General features: G+C 38.7%; 16 protein-coding genes and 1 pseudogene. 10 read left to right on the top strand and 7 right to left on the bottom strand.

Going from position 1 to position 19,199, the window contains the following annotated elements:
• Positions 1-130: 130 nt before the first annotated feature.
• The gene (locus C6H22_RS05215; RefSeq protein ID WP_104694278.1) at positions 131-901 is read right to left on the bottom strand and encodes a DUF815 domain-containing protein; all 771 of its coding nucleotides are present in this window, start codon (positions 899-901) and stop codon (positions 131-133) included.
• 185 nt (positions 902-1,086) lie between these two features.
• Here C6H22_RS05215 and cysK point away from each other — a divergent pair, with 185 nt between their 5' ends.
• A complete protein-coding gene (gene cysK, locus C6H22_RS05210) occupies positions 1,087-2,004 on the top strand; it encodes a cysteine synthase A (protein WP_104694277.1) in 918 nt (305 codons plus the stop codon).
• Positions 2,005-2,077: 73 nt separating this feature from the next.
• Here cysK and C6H22_RS05205 read toward each other — a convergent pair whose 3' ends face one another.
• Positions 2,078-3,187, bottom strand: a complete 1,110-nt coding sequence (locus C6H22_RS05205; RefSeq protein WP_104694276.1) for a Cj0069 family protein — start codon at positions 3,185-3,187, stop codon at positions 2,078-2,080.
• A gap of 136 nt (positions 3,188-3,323) precedes the next feature.
• Between C6H22_RS05205 and hypD the strand changes: the two genes are divergently transcribed.
• From hypD to C6H22_RS05185, 4 genes are read left to right on the top strand one after another with little or no spacing between them, the layout of a single operon-like run.
• On the top strand, positions 3,324-4,475 hold the full coding sequence (hypD, locus tag C6H22_RS05200) for a hydrogenase formation protein HypD (protein WP_233707053.1): 1,152 nt from the start codon (positions 3,324-3,326) through the stop codon (positions 4,473-4,475).
• Positions 4,475-6,151, top strand: a complete 1,677-nt coding sequence (locus tag C6H22_RS05195) for an AAA domain-containing protein (protein WP_104694275.1) — start codon at positions 4,475-4,477, stop codon at positions 6,149-6,151. Before hypD ends, C6H22_RS05195 begins: the two co-directional genes overlap by 1 nt.
• A 14-nt stretch (positions 6,152-6,165) precedes the next feature.
• Positions 6,166-7,167, top strand: a complete 1,002-nt coding sequence (gene hypE, locus C6H22_RS05190; RefSeq protein ID WP_104694274.1) for a hydrogenase expression/formation protein HypE — start codon at positions 6,166-6,168, stop codon at positions 7,165-7,167.
• Between the two features lie 12 nt (positions 7,168-7,179).
• Complete coding sequence (locus tag C6H22_RS05185; protein ID WP_104694273.1) at positions 7,180-8,484, top strand: ArsB/NhaD family transporter; 1,305 nt, start codon at positions 7,180-7,182, stop codon at positions 8,482-8,484.
• Here C6H22_RS05185 and C6H22_RS05180 read toward each other — a convergent pair.
• The 4 genes from C6H22_RS05180 to C6H22_RS05165 are packed head-to-tail and all read right to left on the bottom strand — an operon-like array spanning position 8,470 to position 13,153.
• Positions 8,470-9,687, bottom strand: coding sequence for an ABC transporter permease (locus C6H22_RS05180; RefSeq protein ID WP_104694272.1), 1,218 nt, complete (start codon positions 9,685-9,687; stop codon positions 8,470-8,472). The two genes, C6H22_RS05185 and C6H22_RS05180, sit on opposite strands and share 15 nt — an antisense overlap.
• A gap of 11 nt (positions 9,688-9,698) precedes the next feature.
• Complete coding sequence (locus C6H22_RS05175; RefSeq protein ID WP_104694271.1) at positions 9,699-10,370, bottom strand: ABC transporter ATP-binding protein; 672 nt, start codon at positions 10,368-10,370, stop codon at positions 9,699-9,701.
• A 16-nt stretch (positions 10,371-10,386) separates the two neighbouring features.
• Positions 10,387-11,685, bottom strand: coding sequence for an efflux RND transporter periplasmic adaptor subunit (locus tag C6H22_RS05170; protein WP_104694270.1), 1,299 nt, complete (start codon positions 11,683-11,685; stop codon positions 10,387-10,389).
• A 19-nt stretch (positions 11,686-11,704) separates the two neighbouring features.
• The gene (locus tag C6H22_RS05165) at positions 11,705-13,153 is read right to left on the bottom strand and encodes a TolC family protein (protein ID WP_233707051.1); all 1,449 of its coding nucleotides are present in this window, start codon (positions 13,151-13,153) and stop codon (positions 11,705-11,707) included.
• A 165-nt stretch (positions 13,154-13,318) separates the two neighbouring features.
• On the opposite strand from C6H22_RS05165, the gene typA reads away from it, so the two are divergent.
• Genes typA through C6H22_RS05140 form a run of 5 tightly spaced genes read left to right on the top strand, consistent with a single transcriptional unit; the run spans position 13,319 to position 18,886 of the window.
• Entirely contained in the window at positions 13,319-15,124 is a 1,806-nt protein-coding gene (gene typA, locus C6H22_RS05160; protein WP_104694269.1) for a translational GTPase TypA, read from the top strand.
• 25 nt (positions 15,125-15,149) lie between these two features.
• A complete protein-coding gene (locus tag C6H22_RS05155) occupies positions 15,150-15,773 on the top strand; it encodes an NAD(P)H-dependent oxidoreductase (protein WP_104694268.1) in 624 nt (207 codons plus the stop codon).
• A gap of 9 nt (positions 15,774-15,782) precedes the next feature.
• A complete protein-coding gene (locus tag C6H22_RS05150; RefSeq protein WP_104694267.1) occupies positions 15,783-18,152 on the top strand; it encodes a ribonucleoside-diphosphate reductase subunit alpha in 2,370 nt (789 codons plus the stop codon).
• Positions 18,130-18,582 carry a Sua5 YciO YrdC YwlC family protein gene (locus C6H22_RS05145; RefSeq protein WP_104694266.1) on the top strand — a complete coding sequence of 151 codons (453 nt, stop codon included), beginning with the start codon at positions 18,130-18,132 and terminating at the stop codon, positions 18,580-18,582. Before C6H22_RS05150 ends, C6H22_RS05145 begins: the two co-directional genes overlap by 23 nt.
• Before the next feature lie 55 nt (positions 18,583-18,637).
• Positions 18,638-18,886, top strand: a complete 249-nt coding sequence (locus C6H22_RS05140; protein ID WP_104694265.1) for an RNA-binding S4 domain-containing protein — start codon at positions 18,638-18,640, stop codon at positions 18,884-18,886.
• 10 nt (positions 18,887-18,896) lie between these two features.
• Here the strand turns inward: C6H22_RS05140 and C6H22_RS05135 are convergent.
• Positions 18,897-19,199 (bottom strand): annotated as a pseudogene (locus C6H22_RS05135) (tRNA (adenosine(37)-N6)-threonylcarbamoyltransferase complex transferase subunit TsaD); the annotation flags it as partial.

Below are 19,199 nucleotides of genomic sequence, written 5' to 3'. Positions count from 1 at the left end.
AAATTTTGCAAAATACCCAAAAAAAGTTAAAAATTTTTATCTCAATAAAAACGATATAGCAAAAAAGTAACAAAAAATTTACTAATTTATAGCTTTGTAGGGATATGGCTTCCCTTTAGATCCATCATTGTCATACAATGCCATTTTGGTGGAGTTTTATAAATTCTTTGGCAATGCGTGGATTTTTGCTACCTCTTTGCGTGGCATAATTGAGTGCTTTTTGGCGCAGTGTAAAATCTAGCTCATCAAGCTTTAGATAATGAGCTATAAGGTGTAGGTATTGTTGATTTCCTAATGTATAAAATCCTAGTGAAATGCCAAACCGATCACTAAGGGAGATGATTTCATCTTGCATATCATTTATATGCATCGTATCTTGTGCGTATTCTTCTAAGAGTAGGTGGCGCATATTGGAAGTGGCATAAAACAAAATATTGCTTGCTTGTGTTTCAAATCCCCCATCCAAGATACTTTTTAACGCTTTGTAACTTTCATCACTGCGTCCAAAGGAAAGATCATCACACATAATGACAAATTTATAAGGTTCTGTGCGTAAATAATCCACCAAATGTGGCAAAATTGCTAGTGAAGTTTTGGGTATTTCTACGACACGTAAAAGTGTATCTTGTTGGTGTAAAAATTCACACAAAACCGCGCGCATACTTGAACTTTTGCCACAGCCTCTAGCGCCCCACAACAAGACATTACTTGCGTATGCGTTGTGCAAAAATTGTTTTGTATTCTGATACACCGCTTGGATAAGCTCATCAATTCCCACAAAGTATGATAATTGTATATATTCCAACTCTTTAATCGGGCGTAAAATTCCGCCATAGCCTTCAAATTCTCCGCGATAGATACACGCTTTTGTTGCGCTAAAGTCTATGTTAAATTGTTTCATGAAATACCTTTGAAATTTTTAGTTCTATTCTAGCAAAGAATCTATTGCATGTTTGTAAGATTTGAAACTTGCATGCGTGTTTTAGTTTGAAACAAGGCATATAAAAACCTAGCAAGAAACTTGACAAGAAAACTTTGTTTGCTATAGAATGTGTAGGTTTAAGCTTATATCTCAAGGAGTTTTTCATGAAGGTTATACAATCTATTAGTGAGGGTATAGGCAATACCCCTCTTTTATTTATCAAGTCGCTTTCTAAAGAAAGTGGGGCTAATATCTATGGTAAGTGTGAGTTTTTTAACCCAAGTGGATCGGTTAAAGATCGGATTGCACTTAATATGATTGAAAGTGCGATACACCAGGGCAAGATCAATGAAAATACAATCTTAATCGAGCCAACAAGCGGTAACACAGGTATAGGCTTAGCCTCTGTGTGTGCAGCTAAGGGTATTAAGCTTATTCTTACAATGCCAGAATCTATGAGTATTGAGCGACGCAAGCTACTTAGTGCATTTGGTGCAAAATTAGAGCTTACTCCAGCACCACAAGGTATGAAAGGTGCTGTGTCTCGCGCTTTGGAATTGCAAAAAGAGATTCCAAATTCTTTTGTATTGCAGCAATTCCAAAATCAAGCAAATCCTGAAGTGCATCGCAAAGCTACTGCACTAGAGATTTTAGAGGCAATGGATGGCAAGATTGATGTATTTGTGAGTGCAGTTGGGACGGGTGGAACGTTAAGCGGTGTAGGATCTGTCTTAAAGCAAAAAAATCCCAATGCAAAGATTATTGCCGTTGAGCCAATAAATTCTCCTGTTATTAGTGGTGGAGCTCCTGGACCTCACAAGATTCAAGGTATTGGGGCAGGGTTTATTCCTGAAACTTTGGATACAAGTTTGATTGATGAGGTCTTGCAAGTTGATGCAGAGTGGGCAGCACAAGAAGTAAGAAAAATTGCAAAAAATGAAGGCGTGCTGGTAGGGATTTCAAGTGGCGCAAATCTATGGGGTGCAAAAGAAATTGCTAAAAAATACCCTAATGCGAATATTGTAACGATTTTATGCGATACGGGCGAAAGATACCTTAGCACAGATTTATTTGAAGTATAACGCAGGTTCTAAGATAGGTTACTCTATCTTAGAATCTAACCCCATCCTCGATAAACGACAAAATTTCTAGAATCTAAGCTTTTTGCTTACTCACAATATCAATGATGGTGTCGCCCACCATAAGAGCAATTTTTTCCATAAATTCTGCTGGAGAAGTAAAACCTACGCATGAGCAATTAATTTCACCTAAGACATATTTATCTTTGCCTTGTGAATCTGTATCAAGAATAAAATCTGCTGTCCAAATGAGTGGTAAATCATAGTTTCCTAACTTGGATCGAATCTCTGGGAGTTGAGCTAAAAACCAATCAATGAGTGTTTGCCAATCTTTAGGTTCATCATAGCGATATTTTGCCCCACTAAAGAGTGTTGCAGAAAAGGCATCGCCACCTTCAGCTGGTTTTTTATGCACAACATACACAGGGGTTTTGTATAGCATGAGGATTCTAATCTCGCCTTCTTTGATACGCGGCAAAAATGTCATATCCACAAGCATACCATTATCACCTACTAAATAATGCTCACAAAAATCCATAAATTCGCCCAATTTTCGCTCTTCTGTATGGTTATCTTTGGCTTCTGTGCAGATTATTTTTGTATCAAGCGGAAGTGAATCGACTTTGCCATAATCACTCGTAGATTCTAAACGCACACGCCAAATTCCCTCGCCTGTAGATCCGCGATTTTGCTTTAAGACACGCTCACCCTTAGCTAGAGTTTTTGGAAATGTTTTCTTGAAATTATGTATATCACTCCATGTTACCCCAATGCGTTTGGCTTCCGCTGGATCATAATATGCATAGGTATCGCTAGGCACAAGTTGTGTATCCGCAAGTTTTGTGAGTGCATCTTTGGCTCCATAGCCTATCATCGCATCAGGATGAGGCATACCTACAAGCCCATCATCACAAAGCTTACGCAATACATCAAAATACAATTTTTCTTCTTTGAGATTCCCTGGATTGACACGTGAGACATAGCCATCAGCAGTATTTTTGACATGCTCATAGATTTTGTTGCGCTCTGTTTGGTCTCGCAAAATATCATCAGTAAAAAAGATAACTTCCGCATTCCAACCTTTGGCTTTAAGTGCATTAACCATAGGCATAGTATCTTTTCTATAGCCATCAGATCCTTTATCACTTCCGCCTCTTGCTTCAAAAAACACGATGTTCTTTTTCATACCCTCTCCTTTAAAATAGATTATGCTTTCATTGTATCCCATTTTTTTGGCAAGTTGTATAAAATCCTTTCATCTTAATGTGAATCTAGCAAGGTAGTAACAAATATGAAGTTCTTGCAAAAATTAAGCAAGGATTATGTATTATCCGACGCACATTACTTATAATGCTAAGGCTTTTATTATGGATTATATACAAACATATCGCGATAAAGATTCTATTCTTGCTCTTGCACACACGCTTAGCACATTAGCACCCAAGCTCCAAACACCGCTGAGAATAATGGAAGTGTGTGGAGGACATACACATACCTTAATGAAATATGGATTATCAAAACTTTTGCCACCAAACATTGAATTTATCCATGGACCCGGCTGTCCTGTATGTATTATGCCTCGTGGTCGTATAGATGAAGCATATCATATCGCTATGTGCCCTGATGTGATTTTACTAACTCTCGGGGATATGATAAAAGTCCCAGGTAGCAATGGAAGTTTGCAAAATGCACGAGCAAAAGGTGCAGATGTGCGTTTTGTGTATTCACCTATAGAGGTTATCAAAGTTGCGCAAGAAAACCCTCATAAAAAAGTTGTATTTTTTGCTATTGGTTTTGAAACGACAACACCTATGAGCGCTGCACTTTTGGAGCAGTGCATAGCCTTAGGTCTTAGTAATGTGTATTTTCACATTAATCATGTTCTTGTCCCACCGCCACTAGAGCTTATACTTTCGCAACCAGATTGTCGGATCAATGCCCTTATTGCACCATCTCATGTGAGTGTGATTAGTGGTGCAAAGATTTATGTCCCACTTTTAGAACGCTTTGGGCTTCCTATTGTGGTGAGTGGTTTTGAGCCTCTTGATATGATGCAAAGTATTCTCTCTATCACCAAACAAGCCTTAGAATCTACACCACGCCTTGAGATTCAGTATGCACGAGTGGTCAATATGGAGGGCAATCTCAAGGCACAAAAAATGGTAGAGCATTATTTTTGTCCTAGAGATCACTTTGAATGGCGTGGCTTGGGCGACATTCCAAAATCTGCTTTATGCTTGAGAAAAGAGTTTGCGCAATATGATGCAGAAATAGCGTTTGCACAATATCTCCCAAAAGAACGCAAAGCAGATCACAAAGCGTGCTTGTGCGGAGAGATTCTTAAGGGTAATGCCAAGCCTATGGATTGCAAGGTTTTTGGCAAAGCTTGCACACCAAGCAATCCTATAGGAAGCTGTATGGTAAGTAGCGAGGGGGCGTGTGCGGCATACTATAAATATGGTTCTTTGTTGTAATGGATTTGATAATAACACCAGAGGAGATTCTTATAGATTCAGCTAAGAGCTATTATACATATCTTGATGAACATAATTTAGGGTTAGAAGAGCTTAGAATCTTGAGCGCGAGTTTGGAGCAAGAGCGTCTTATTCTTACGCTTGGCACAAAGTTATTTTCTCAAGATGGTTTGGTGTTGGCAGTAGATGAGACATTATTTGAGCTTAGTGTTTATGGAGATATGCAATATAACCAAGAACGCGCCATTTTAGAGGTTTCTCCAAATTATGAACTTTTAGAATCTTTGGAGCAAATACGAGATTCTAAAGCACGTAAATCCATTCATACTAAGCTTATGCTAGAAAAACTAAAGCTTTTTAGCGACCTTAAGTTTTTGGTGCGCAATGTTGGGGAATTTGTCGCAAAATATTCCCTCAAGCTTCCTAGCAAAAAACCCATAGCACCCCCACAAATCCCTGCATATCTTAATAAATATCAAAAAAAGGCTTTGAATATGATTTTTTCTCAAAGTCTTAGTTATGTGTGGGGTGCGCCAGGCACAGGCAAGACACAAGTTGTGCTATTTGAGGCTGTGTATCATTATGCTAAGCAGGGCTTAAGAACTTGTGTGTTGGCACCGACAAATTCTGCGTTAGAGCAGATTTTTATCACACTCATTGAGCATTTTAAAACGATGGATTTTGAGCTTAGTAATCTTTTGCGTCTTGGTATGCCTACACAAAAATTCTTAAACTTGTATCCAGAATGTTGTGATCCAAATTTATTGATACAAAAAAATCAAATCTCACTTTTTACCCAGCCAACTTCGCTCAAAAATCGCTTGAAAAATGCTCTTATCATCGGATTTACGCTTGATGGATTCATCAAAAAAAGCGAAAGCCTTGAAATGGAATTTACACATTATTTTTTAGATGAATGCGCCTTCGCGCCATTAGCAAAGGCGTGTGCGTTATGTGTAGATGATGTGCCTATCACGCTTTTTGGCGATCATAAACAGCTTATGCCAATTTGTGAGATGCCTCCAAAAGATTTAAAGACACACCAAGAAGTCAATGTTTGGAATCTCTCCGCCCTTTTTTTGGAGGAGTTTTTTACTAATCCTCAAGCAGTGTTACAAAAACGCCCCACAGATACACCCTTACTTAGTCATATAGCAGAGCTTAAATACACGCATCGATATGGCGATAATCTCGCACAGATTCTAGATTCTACAATTTATCATATAGGTTTGCAAGGACGCGATGAGCCGATGGAAGTGTATTGTATTGATAGTGGCACAAAGTGTGAGGCACAAAATAATATCAGCCAAAATGAAGCTATTACTATCCAAAAGCTTTATGCATATCTTCACAAAAAATCCCTCACGCAAAGTCTTGGGATTATTACTCCTTTTGTCAATCAAAAAAAACTTTTGCAAAAAACAATTGCACATAGCGATATTAGCACCATACATAGTTCGCAAGGCAGAGAATGGGATAATGTGATCTTTTCACCTGTGGACTTGCACTACTATCTCACAGATTCAAGGCAAATTAGTGCGCTTTTTGGGCTAAATGTCGCAATTAGTCGGCTTAAAAAACGCCTGTTTATCGTGTGTGATTTGGGCTTTTGGCAACAGCAAGAGGGGCAATTTCTTCATACTTTGCTTATGCGATCTATGCGTATTAATCTTTAACATATGGAGGTTGTATGATACATATTACTTTAGCACATGGTAGTGGCGGGATAGAATCCCAAAAACTTATACAAAAAATTTTTCTAAAACATCTTACGCCATATATGCAAGGAAGTGGAGAAGATGCAGGCATTGCATGTGGATGTGCGGGCGCATTTGCAATGAGCACGGATAGTTATGTGATTACTCCTTATACATTTCGTGGTGGCGATATTGGTAAATTAAGCGTGTGTGGTAGTAGCAATGATGTAGCGATGATGGGCGCGCGACCTATGTATATGAGTGCAGGATTTATCATCGAAGAAGGCTTTGATATACAGGAGCTAGAATCTCTCATAAAATCTATGGCAACTGAACTTATGCGTGGGAATCTAAAACTTTTAAGTGCAGATACCAAAGTCGTGCCAAAAGGCAGTGTCGATAAAATTTTTATTAACACAACTGCGTATGGTGAAGTAGTGTATCAGAATCTTAGCGCATATAATCTCCAAAATGGTGATTGCATTATTGTTAGCGGTAATGTCGGCACACACGGAAGTATGGTATATTGTGAGCGTAATGAAATAGGATTGATAAGCAGTTTAGAGAGTGATTGTGCGCAGTTATTTGGTATGTTAGAAACACTTTTTGTATCTGGTATAGAAATTCATGCTTTGCGTGATGCGACGCGTGGAGGGATAGCAAGTGTGCTAAATGAATGGGCACAAGCAAGCAATGTGGGTATTGACATAGAGGAATCGCATATACCGATTTTGGAGGAAGTGCGTGGTGTGTGCGAGATTTTGGGACTTGAGCCTTATGTGTTAGCTAATGAAGGAGTGTGTGTGTTAAGTGTGCCACAAAAAGATGTAGCACAAACACTAGAGATTCTACATACCCACCCTTTGGGAAAAAATGCGTGTGTGATTGGTGAAGTGCATACCAATATGCCACAGAAAGTGATTTTGCACAATCCCTATGGCACAAAAAGGTATTTAGAATATCCACAGGGTGAGATTCTGCCTAGAATCTGCTAGGTTTGGTGTTATATGGGTTATGGTATTTTTGCATTAACAATGCTTTGTGTATATATGCGCCCCTTTAGGTTGCCTATATGGGTGTTTAGCACTCTTGGTGCGTTGTGTGTTTTTGTCTTTGGGGTGGTAAGCCTTGCTGATATTAAGCTTGTATGGGAGATTACAAAGCCTAGCACCTTTGCATTAATTGGACTTATTTTGCTTAGTTTGGCGTTTGAAAAACTTGGCTTCTTTACGCATCTTGCTTCGTGTATCACGCCACGCACACATTCTATATGCACTTGGAAATTTTTTGTTTTGCTTATTGTTTTGGGTAGTGTAGTAAGTATTATTTTTGCAAATGATGGGGCGATTTTGGTACTAACGCCTCTTGTTTTTGTGCTTTTTTCTAGCACACACAATACAGCGGCACTGCTTAATACCATATCACCATTAGTAGTGTTTTTATTGCTTGTAAGTTTTGTGAGTGATTTTGCCTCTAACGTGCTTGTGATCTCAAATCTCACTAATATTATTACGGCACAAATGTTTGGTATCGAATTTTTGCATTTTGCATTGTCTTTGGCGATCCCCCAAATTTTTGGACTTTGCATCTTTGTGGGTGTAGCATGGCTTTGTTTTAGACGCTTTCTTCCACACACACTTTATTTTAGTCCAGAATCTAGTGCCAAAGCCTACCCCTCTACAATGACGCTTATTGTGTGCTATGTCATTGTTGTGATGTTGTTAGGAGGTATTATTTTTGGCGAACACTATGGGGTGAAGCTTTATATTTTTTTGTTTGGTGCGAGTTTTGTAGCACTTGTGTATGCAAAAATTTTACAAGTACTTAGTCTTAAATCCCTAGTGCAAGAAACACCTTTTTCGGTTATTGTTTTTAGTTTTGGGCTTTTTGTTGTGGTATTTGGCGTGAAAAATGCGGGATTTTTAGAATCTATGCGTGAGATTTTTTCTTACTTAGATTCAGTACCACTTTTTGTGCAGATTTTTAGCGTAGGTATATTTTCAAGCCTTGGATCTAGCGTGATAAATAATCTTCCTATGGTGCTTTTAGGGAATTTGACACTACAATCTTTTGGGTTAGATTCTCTTAGGGAACAAGCACTTGTTTTTGCGCATGTATTGGGGTGCAATATCGGCTCTAAATTTACCCCCATAGGCTCACTTGCCACTTTACTTTTTTTGTTAAAACTTCGAATCTATGGGATAAAGATCTCACTTTGGCAGTATATGGGTTTTGGTTTGATACTTAGCATTTGTGTTTTGTTTGCAGCGCTCTTTGGCTTGTGGATAAGCACACTTTTATTCATGTCTTAGCGCATCGATTGGGTTAAGTCTTGAAGCGCGTCTAGCAGGGAGATAACCAAATAGCACACCAATAAAGACAGAGAATAAAAAGGCTATAATCGCAGTAGGAATATCAAAAATAAAGGGTAAATCTTTGGCATACGCAAAACCTAACGATCCAAAAAATGCCAAAATAATTCCCACAATGCCCCCAAGCGCACTTAGCGTAACAGCCTCGATAAGAAATTGCAATAATACTTCACTTTGTAATGCACCAATCGCCATTCTTGTGCCAATTTCTTTGGTGCGTTCTGTGACAGATACAAGCATAATATTCATAATCCCTATACCACCTACAAGCAAACTAACTCCTGCTACTAGCCCCAAAAACATTGTTAGCACTCGGATATTGGAGGTAAAAGCTTGGGCGATTTGTCTAGTATCCATAATCTCAAAAGAATTGCGTTCTCCAGGTTTGACATTACGAATCTTGCGCAGGGCATCTTGGAGTGCGAGATTGATTTGTAGTGAATCTTGATCATCTTGTATACGTATCATAATACGATTATAGGTATTCATCGTGGTATTATTAGAAACAGAGCGTGAAAATGTTTTTATAGGGAGTAACAGCACATCATCTTGATCATTGCCCATACCACCTTGTCCTTTAGATTCAAGCACACCTACACATTCACATACGATGTTGCTTAGGCGGATTTTTGTCCCCAAGGGATTTTTTTCTCCAAAGAGATTTTTACGCACAGATTCACCAATCACACAAACATTGCTTCCCACTTTGTATTCATTGTCTTCAAAAACCCTACCTTGTGCGCTATCCCATTGTGTAACTTCAAAAAAATGCTTATCAACGCCTTGAACTTGTGTCGTTGTATTTTGAGATTGGAATTGTAAAAGTGTAGAGCTTTGTGATATAGGGGCGATTGCAACGACATACCCACGCACATGCTCATTAAGTTCCTTGACTTCTTGTGCGGTGAAGTTACGCCTAAGATTTGATCCACCCAAATTCATAGTGCGTGCTGGAAATACAAGAATGATGTTTCGTCCAAGCGAGGTAAATGTATCGCTAGTTTGCTTGGTAACACCATTGCCTAGACTTATCATTGTTACAACTGCACCCACACCAATAATCACCCCAAGCATTGTCAAAAAAGCACGCAAAAAATTGCGCCGAATCTGTCTAAGTGCAAGGACAAAAGCATTAAGTATCATAATAAATCCCCTTATACAAGCTTACCATCTAGGCAGTGAATTTCTCTACTAGCATATCGTGCCATATCCGGTTCGTGTGTTACCATAAGGATTGTTATGCCAAGTGCTACATTAAGTTCGCACAAAATTTCCATAATCTCTACACTTCGCTTTGTGTCAAGATTACCAGTTGGTTCATCAGCAAGCAAAAAAAGAGGTTTTGAGGCGATAGCTCTTGCGATTGCTACGCGCTGTTGTTGTCCACCGCTAAGCTTTGCGCTTGTATGATCTGCCCACTCACGCAACCCCACGCGCTCTAAGGCTTGTAGGGCAATTTCTTTGCGTTTGTCTTTTTTGATACCACGATACATTAGTGGTAATTCTACATTTTCAAGGGCTGTTGTGCGTGCAAGAAGGTTAAAACCTTGAAAGATAAAGCCTATATAATTTCTACGCAAAAGTGCTCGTTGATTTTGCGTGAGGGAAAATACATTGATTCCACAGAATCTATACGCTCCTTTGGTGCCTACATCAAGTGTGCCAAGGATATTAGCTAAGCTAGATTTTCCTGAACCGCTTGGTCCCATAAGCGCGATAAATTCGCCTTGTTTGATTTCTAGATTTATACCCTTTAGGGCTTCAAAGGCATTTTCGCCCTTACCATAGGTTTTATGCACATCTTCTAGCACAATAAATTCTTCCATAGCATTTTCCTATATTTTAGTTCGCCTTGATAGCTGTAATGATTATGCTTTGTGCATCTATGCCACTAAGAATCTGTGTGTATTGTCCATCAGAGATTCCAACTTCTACATTCACTGCCTCTGGTATATTATTTTTTAAGACCCATAAGGTAGTGCTCTTTTTTGTTTGTAATGTGCTTTGTATTTGTTGTTTGGGCGGTCTTGGTGGGGTAAAAAATGATCCTATGGATTGAGATTTTGCAGGTGTTGCTTTTTGGAGAGCTTTATTGAGATCAAAATATAGCACACTGCTTGGCACGAGCAGGGCATTGTCGGCTTTGGCAATGATGATATCAGCAATCGCACTCATATTAGGACGCAAGAGTAAGTCTTTGTTATCTACTTCAATGCGTGCAATATAGCTTACAATTTCTGATGAAGAATTGCTAGATGAGCTACTAGAACTACTAGAATTTGAGCTAGTGCTTCCATCACCAGAGCCAAAATTAACCTTATTAACTTTTGCTTTGAATCTTTTGTTAGGGTAGGCATCAACGCTAAAATGCACTTCTTGTCCTTCTTGTATTTTGCCAATATCCGCCTCTGAAATATTGGCTTTTAGCACCATTTCTTCAAGTTTTTCTGCAACCTTAAAAAGCACTGGAGCTTGGAAACTTGCCGCGACACTTTGCCCCACTTCTACGCTTTTTGTTAAAATCACGCCATCAATGGGCGTAACAATATTAGAATTTTTAAGATCAATACTTGCGCTTTGTATGCTTGTTTCTATTTCGACAATAGATGCTTTTTTGATATCTACATCGGATTTTGCGGAGGTATAAGCGGTTTTGGCATTTTGGAGTTCAAGTTGTGAGGGGGCTTTGCCACCCGTGCTTTCATACACATCAAGTAGCCTATCATAATTCCATTTTTTATCTATAAGTGTTTGCTCACTTGCTTTGAGTTGTGCTTTTGCAGAGTTTAGTTGGGCTTTGTAACGAGCAATTTCTTGATTGATGCTTTCGGGATTTATGCGTGCTAAGACTTCTCCTTTTTGCACACGATCATTTTCTTCTACAAACACTTCAAGCACGATACCAGAAATCACACTACCAATCTCTACTTCATTGGTCGGGGAGAGCGATCCTTGTGCAGAAACACTTGATTGGATTGGTCCTTGTGCGGGAGTGATTGTTTCATAATGTATGCTAGGAGTGTGAAATTTCCAAAAATACACTATCACACCAAATATGATAAGACATACAATGCTTATACTAGTAATCCATACACGATTAAGATATCTTTTTTTGGGATTGAGTGTATCATAAATATTCATTGTTATTCTCCTTTGGGGTTTAATCTATGTCTTGTGAAGGCTTATCATCTAATGCTTGTATATATAAAGCACCACCAAAAGCCTTAAATAATGTAATAACAGATATAATTTCATTAACTTGGGCGGTAAAATATTGTGTTTGCGTAGAAAGATAGGTATTTGTGCTATTTAAAAATGTATTTGCATCTATGATTCCGCGTTGCCATTGCGCATTATCGGTTTGATATGTTTGTTCGCCTATTTCAAGGACAGCTTTAGAGTTTTGGACTTGTCGTTGCTTAGAATCTTTATCAAAAAGGGCATTTTCTATTTCGCTTAGTGCGGTGTTTATAGTGTTTTGGAGTGTATAAAAAGCTTCCTTGCTAAGTTCTTGTTGGATTTTATAATTCTCTTTTAAGCTTGTGCGATTTAAAAGTGGCGTGGCAAGAGAGTTTGCGATTTGAAAGACAAGGGAATTTGATGCTATATTGCTATATAGTACCTGCCCAATCGATCCACTAAGCGATATACTAGGAAGTTGTGCTACTTTGGCATTTGTGGCTTTGTAAAGTTGGGAATGCAAGGCAAATATACTTGCTTGCACATCGGAACGCTCTAACAAAACATCAACAGGAATGCTATGCACATCAAATGTCGCTATGTGTGGCAAGGTATTTGATGAATCTAAAAACTGCATGGGAGATTCTAGGTTTGTAAGATCTAGTAAGACTAACAGGGCATTTTTATTTTGTTCGTATGTGTAATGTAGAGATTCTAAAGTGTTTTGTTGGGTAAGGAAGGCAGCTTTTATGTCTTTGTAAGCGTTAAGTGTGATAAGTCCTTTTTGGTATTGTTGTTGGCTTATGCTATCAATTTCGCGGAGGTTCTCTAGTATTTGGGTATTATGCATAATAGCATAGGCATTATCTTTTAGTGTAAAATACAGAATGCTTACTTCCGCAAGGAGTGAGATTTGAGCATTTTGTAGATTAGCTTGTGCAACTTCTTGATCTTTTTTGCTTGATTGTCGCAAGGCATTGAGTTTGCCAAAAAGATCAACTTCCCAGCTTAACGAAAGATTTGCACTTGTAGAATTAGTGCCAGGTCGAATTAAAAGACTTTGGCTTTGAGTGCGCCTATCAGTGTAATTTGTGCCAATGTTACCATTTATAGCGGGAAACATTGATGCAGTGTTGATTTTGACTTGCGATTTTGCTTGATTGAGACGTGAAGCCATAATAAGGACATTTGTATTACGCTCTAGTGCTATGTCTAGGAGTTTGTGTAATTGCATATCATCAAAAAGTTTATAGAATCTCGTAATAGGTGTGCCTAAAAGCTCTTGTTTATGTGCGTTTGTAGAAGCTATATGATTACGAAATGATGTGGGAATATGAGTTTGGTGTTGTAATTCTTGTGTGGTGGGGAGTTTGGTAGAACACGCACAAAGCATAAGCGCTATACTAATGGATGCTATTGTATGCTTCAATGCCACTCCTTGTTTTGTTTTTGAGTGTGTAATATTAGGAAATAAAGGTGAAACAGATGTGAATTTTTTCTCTATATAAAAATCTATACTTTTTAGGTAACTCTTAATATATTTTTTCTACAATTCTATCCTTAATTTCAAAATTCACATCAAAAGAGACTACTTATGCAAAATATACGAAATATCGCTGTTATCGCACACGTTGATCATGGTAAAACAACTTTAGTAGATGGATTACTCACACAATCAGGCACTTTTAGTGAGCGTGAACAAATCGATGAGCGGGTAATGGATTCTAATGATTTGGAGCGTGAGCGAGGGATTACTATCCTTTCAAAAAATACTGCTATCAATTATAAAGGCACAAAAATTAATATTATCGATACACCCGGACACGCCGATTTTGGCGGTGAGGTTGAGCGTGTGCTAAAAATGGTTGATGGTGTGTTACTTCTTGTTGATGCACAAGAAGGCGTGATGCCACAAACAAAGTTTGTTGTTAAAAAGGCTCTAAGCTTTGGAATCCGCCCTATCGTGGTGGTAAATAAAATCGATAAACCCGCTGCAGAGCCAGATCGAGTGGTTGATGAAGTATTTGATTTGTTTGTGGCAATGGAAGCTACAGATTATCAACTTGATTTTCCTGTGATTTATGCTGCAGCGCGTGATGGCTATGCGATGAAAAATCTTGAAGATGAAAAGAAAAATCTTGAGCCACTTTTTGAAGCGATTTTAGAATATGTCCCTGCTCCTAGCGGTAGTAGCGAAGAGCCATTGCAAATGCAAATTTTTACACTTGATTATGATAATTATGTGGGAAAAATTGGTATTGCTCGAGTGTTTAATGGCAAGGTGAAAAGGGGCGAAAACGTAATGCTTGCCAAAAGCGATGGCGAAAAAGAAACCGGCAGAATCACTAAACTTATAGGATTTTTGGGCTTAGCACGCACCGAAATAGAATCCGCTCAAGCAGGAGATATCGTAGCGGTGGCAGGTTTTAATACTATTGATGTTGGAGATTCTATCGTAGATCCTGCTAATCCTATGCCTTTGGATCCTATGCATCTAGAAGAGCCTACAATGAGCGTGTATTTTGCGGTTAATGATAGCCCATTGGCAGGATTAGAGGGCAAACATGTAACAGCCAATAAGCTTAAAGATAGATTGTTAAAGGAAATGCAAACAAACATCGCGATGAAATGCGAAGAAATGGGCGAGGGAAAATTCCGTGTTTCTGGGCGTGGAGAGCTACAAATCACTATTTTGGCAGAGAATTTGCGCCGTGAAGGGTTTGAATTTAGCATATCGCGTCCTGAAGTGATTATCAAAGAAGAAAATGGCGTGAAACTTGAGCCTTTTGAACATCTTGTGATAGATACTCCACAGGATTTTAGTGGAGCGATTATTGAACGCTTGGGCAAACGCAAAGCTGAAATGAAAGCTATGAATCCTATGGGTGATGGATATACGCGCTTGGAGTTTGAGATTCCAGCACGCGGGCTTATTGGATATAGAAGCGAATTTTTGACTGATACAAAAGGCGAGGGTGTGATGAATCACAGCTTTTTGGAATTTCGACCTTTTAGTGGCAGTGTAGAATCTCGCAAAAATGGTGCGCTTGTTTCCATGGAAAATGGTGAGGCGACAGGATTTTCACTCTTTAATATCCAAGAACGAGGTGTGCTTTTTATCACCCCACAGACAAAAGTATATGTTGGTATGGTGATTGGTGAGCATAGTAGAGATAATGATCTTGATGTCAATCCCATTAAGGCGAAGCATTTGACAAATATGCGCGCAAGTGGGAGTGATGACGCTATCAAACTTGTGCCGCCAAGAGACTTGACACTTGAGCGCGCGTTGGAATGGATAGAAGATGATGAGATCTTAGAGGTTACGCCTCTCAATATTAGGGTGCGAAAAAAATATCTTGATCCTACCGAGCGCAGGCGTATGACAAGAAATAAATAAACCTATAAAAAAGGAGAATAGAGTTATGGATAAATTTTTAGAGGGCGTGGCTATGCGCCATGCGTGCAAGGTTTTTGATGAAAATAAACAAATACCTAAAGAACAATTTGACAACATTTTGCAAGTAGGGTATGCAGCACCAAGCTCTTTTGGTATGGAGCCTACACGTTTGATTGTATTGAGGGATAAAAAAGCAAGGCAAGAAGTCCGCGCATTGTGTTGGGATCAAAAACAAATTACTACTGCTTCAGAACTTGTCATTTTTAAAACACTAAAAACGGATTTGCTTGCTCACACAAATTATGTGCATCAAGCATTCCAGCGCAAACAAAAAACCCCAGAGGAAATTGCAGCATACAAAGAGCGCTATGGATCTTATCTTATTGCGCGTGGTTATGATGATTACAAGATAGGGTATTGGAGTGCATTACAGAGTTATATTATTGCTACTTCTATGATGGATTATGCGTCGTATTTGGGTATTGATACCTGTATGATTGAAGGTTTCGATAAAAAGGCTTTAGAATCCTATTTTGGACTTGATAAGGAAAAAGAACAGATTACTTTACTTTTGGCATTTGGATATAGAATTAATCCTCAATCCAAGCGTTATAGAATTGATTTTGATGAATTTGTCCAATACAAGTAAGGAGTATCTATGTTAGATGTTATCACCGTTGTGAAGCGGAGTGGAAGAATCGAGACACTTGATATCTCAAAGATTCAAAAATACACAGCAAGTGCAGTGGAAGGGCTACAAGGTGTCAATCAAAGTGAGTTAGAAGTCGATGCTAAGATTCACTTCAAAGACAAAATTACAACAGAGCAGATTCAAAAAACACTTATCCAAACAGCGGTAGATAAAATCGATATTGCTGTGCCAAATTGGACTTTTGTCGCAGCTAGATTGTTTTTGTATGATTTGTATCACAAGGTTTCTGGTTATACAGGTTATAAAAAACTTCACGAATATTTTGAACGAGGGGAGAGAGAGGGCAAGATTCTAAAGGGCTTAAAAGAAAAATTTGATCTAGATCTCTTAGATTCTAAAATCGATCCAAATCGTGACTTGCAGTTTAATTACCTTGGGATTAAAACCCTTTATGATCGCTATTTGTTAAAAGATACCAATAATCAGCCCATAGAATTACCACAACATATGTTTATGGCAATTGCAATGTTTTTGGCACAAAATGAAAAAGAGCCAAATGAATGGGCGATTAAGTTTTATGATATGATCTCTAAATTTGAAGTCATTTGTGCCACACCAACTCTTGCAAACGCACGCACCACACGCCACCAACTTAGCTCTTGTTATGTGGGTAGCACACCAGATAATATTGAGGGTATTTTTGACGCCTATAAAGAAATGGCACTTTTAAGCAAATATGGTGGAGGTATCGGCTGGGATGTAAGTCGTGTGCGAGGTTTGGGAAGTTTTATTGATGGGCATAAAAACGCTGCTGGTGGCGTTGTGCCATTTTTAAAGATTGCCAATGATGTGGCAATTGCTGTCGATCAGCTAGGCACGAGAAAGGGTGCGATTGCTACATATTTAGAGATATGGCATACCGATGTGTCGGATTTTATCGATTTGCGCAAAAATTCTGGCGAAGAGAGACGACGCACACACGATCTTTTCCCTGCATTGTGGATTTGCGATCTCTTTATGAAGCGTGTTGAAGCCAATGAGCATTGGACACTTTTTGATCCTTATCAATGTGGCGACCTTACTGAACTTTATGGCGAAGCATTTGAAAAACGCTATATAGAATACGAAAATGATTCAAACATTCTAAAAGAACAAATTAATGCCAAAGAATTGTGGAAAAAGATTTTGACAAACTACTTTGAATCTGGATTGCCGTTTTTGTGTTTTAAAGATAATGCTAATCGGTGCAACCCAAATGCACACGCAGGGATTATCAGAAGCTCGAACCTTTGCACAGAGATTTTTCAAAATACAAATCCCAATTATTATGTTGTGGAAGTGGAATTTGAAGATGGTAGCTTTATGGAATTTGAAGAAACCGACGAGGTAGTAACAGATTGTGGTGTGTGTAAAAAAGCAAATAAAATTACAAGCATAGATTCTATCAATGGCAAAAAAGTCTTTATCGCTTCACGCAAAGCACGGGATGGGCAAACTGCCGTTTGTAACCTTGCAAGCGTGAATCTAAGTAAGATTCATACCAAAAAGGATATAGAGCGTGTTATTCCTGTCGCAATACGCATGCTTGATAATGTTATTGATCTGAATTTTTATCCAAACAGAAAAGTCAAAGTAACCAATATGCTAAATCGTGCTATCGGATTAGGCATAATGGGTGAGGCGGAAATGCTTGCTACACAAAATATCGAGTGGGGATCTGATACACATTTAGCAAAGATTGATGAGATTATGGAACTTATTAGCTTTAATGTCATTAATGCAAGTAGCGATCTAGCACAACAAAAGGGCGTATATCCACAATTTGAAGGTTCAAATTGGAGTAAGGGAATCTTCCCAATCGACCTTGCAAACAAAGAAGCCCTAAAACTTGTAAATCGTAATTTACTTGATCAATCTTGTGATTGGAGTGCTTTGAAGCAAAAAGTTATGTCACAAGGTATGCGCAATGGTTATCTTATGGCGATAGCACCTACAAGCTCGATTTCTATTCTTGTGGGGACTACACAAACTATTGAGCCTGTGTATAAACGCAAGTGGTTTGAAGAGAATCTTAGCGGACTTATCCCTGTGGTTGTGCCAAACCTCACACTTGAAACTTGGGATTATTATACTTCAGCCTATGATATCGATCAAACCAAAATCATCAAAGCCGCTGCAGTGCGACAAAAATGGATTGATCAAGGGCAAAGCACAAATATTTTTATCCGCTTAGATATTGCAGGTGGTAAATTACTCAATGACATTTATACTCTAGCGTGGAAACTAGGGCTTAAATCTACATATTACCTCCGATCCCAAAGCCCAGATGTAGAAGAAAAAATGGATCGTAGCATTGAATGCTATAACTGCCAATAAGCACCCACTTATCCTTGCACAGACCGATACGACTATCGGTTTTTTGTGTGAGCAACAAGCTTCTATTGACAAAGCCAAAAACCGCCACCAACATACCCTAAGAGAAGCTAGAGATTTTGAAACCTTGCGCCTTGTTGTGCGTGTCCCAAAGGCACATAGACGCCTTGTGCGTAGGGCAAGGCATACAAGTTTTGTGTATCCAAATGGTTGTGGTGTGCGTGTCGTGGCGAGTGATAGCCCACACCAAAGCCTTTTACATTATTATCCACTACTTTTTTCCTCATCGGCAAATGTGCATACTAAGCATTTTGATCCGCACTATGCGGTGCAAATGTGTGATATGTATGTGCTAGATTCTAGAGGTTGGCACGAGTGCAAACCCTCTAGCATTGTGCGACTTGGTAAGCACAAAAAGCAAAAAATCCGCTAAGTCTCACAATGCTAGAATCGCAATCATAATGCACAATATTACAAAGGAATATTCTATGAGAGTTGATAAATTTTTAAATACCACCAATATTGTAAAACGCCGCTCCATTGCACAAGATATGTGTGATAGCGGTGTTGTGGCAGTCAATGGCAAACCTGTTAAAAGCTCCAAAGAAGTCAAGAAAGGCGATATTATCACGCTTACTTATCTTGAATACACCAAAACATATGAGGTACTTGAGATTCCCACAACTAAAAATGTGCCAAAAAATCAAAGTGCGCTATATGTCAAGGCTGTGGATTAGGGATTAAGTCTTAGCAATCCTTATAAAAATCCTCTGGAAAACTTTTTGGCGAAATTGTATCGCTAAGTGGGCTAAATTCTTTATGTGCATACGCCTCACACGCCAAGCGACCAATCATAGCGGCATTATCAGCACAAAATTCAAGCGGTGCTAAAAGTAGGGTTTTATTAAATTCTTGGCACAAAGATTCTATCTTTGTGCGTAGCGATGTATTAGCACTCGCTCCACCAACTACCCCAAAATGCGTGAATCTATCGCTATATTGTTGAAAATAGATTCGCAATTTATGCAGGATATGCGTGCAAGCAGCTTC

This window comes from Helicobacter equorum, assembly GCF_900198655.1.
GTDB lineage: Bacteria > Campylobacterota > Campylobacteria > Campylobacterales > Helicobacteraceae > Helicobacter_F > Helicobacter_F equorum.
This window is presented reverse-complemented; position numbering and strand designations above follow the sequence as displayed.

Coding starts and splice junctions, on each gene's coding strand:
- hypD (WP_233707053.1), top strand. CDS start 3,324: ATGTATTATCCGACGCACATTACTTATAATGCTAAGGCTTTTATTATG.
- C6H22_RS05205 (WP_104694276.1), bottom strand. CDS start 3,187: ATGAAAAAGAACATCGTGTTTTTTGAAGCAAGAGGCGGAAGTGATAAA.
- hypE (WP_104694274.1), top strand. CDS start 6,166: ATGATACATATTACTTTAGCACATGGTAGTGGCGGGATAGAATCCCAA.
- C6H22_RS05175 (WP_104694271.1), bottom strand. CDS start 10,370: ATGGAAGAATTTATTGTGCTAGAAGATGTGCATAAAACCTATGGTAAG.
- C6H22_RS05185 (WP_104694273.1), top strand. CDS start 7,180: ATGGGTTATGGTATTTTTGCATTAACAATGCTTTGTGTATATATGCGC.
- C6H22_RS05155 (WP_104694268.1), top strand. CDS start 15,150: ATGGATAAATTTTTAGAGGGCGTGGCTATGCGCCATGCGTGCAAGGTT.
- typA (WP_104694269.1), top strand. CDS start 13,319: ATGCAAAATATACGAAATATCGCTGTTATCGCACACGTTGATCATGGT.
- C6H22_RS05150 (WP_104694267.1), top strand. CDS start 15,783: ATGTTAGATGTTATCACCGTTGTGAAGCGGAGTGGAAGAATCGAGACA.
- C6H22_RS05180 (WP_104694272.1), bottom strand. CDS start 9,687: ATGATACTTAATGCTTTTGTCCTTGCACTTAGACAGATTCGGCGCAAT.
- C6H22_RS05170 (WP_104694270.1), bottom strand. CDS start 11,685: ATGAATATTTATGATACACTCAATCCCAAAAAAAGATATCTTAATCGT.
- C6H22_RS05195 (WP_104694275.1), top strand. CDS start 4,475: ATGGATTTGATAATAACACCAGAGGAGATTCTTATAGATTCAGCTAAG.
- C6H22_RS05215 (WP_104694278.1), bottom strand. CDS start 901: ATGAAACAATTTAACATAGACTTTAGCGCAACAAAAGCGTGTATCTAT.
- C6H22_RS05140 (WP_104694265.1), top strand. CDS start 18,638: ATGAGAGTTGATAAATTTTTAAATACCACCAATATTGTAAAACGCCGC.
- cysK (WP_104694277.1), top strand. CDS start 1,087: ATGAAGGTTATACAATCTATTAGTGAGGGTATAGGCAATACCCCTCTT.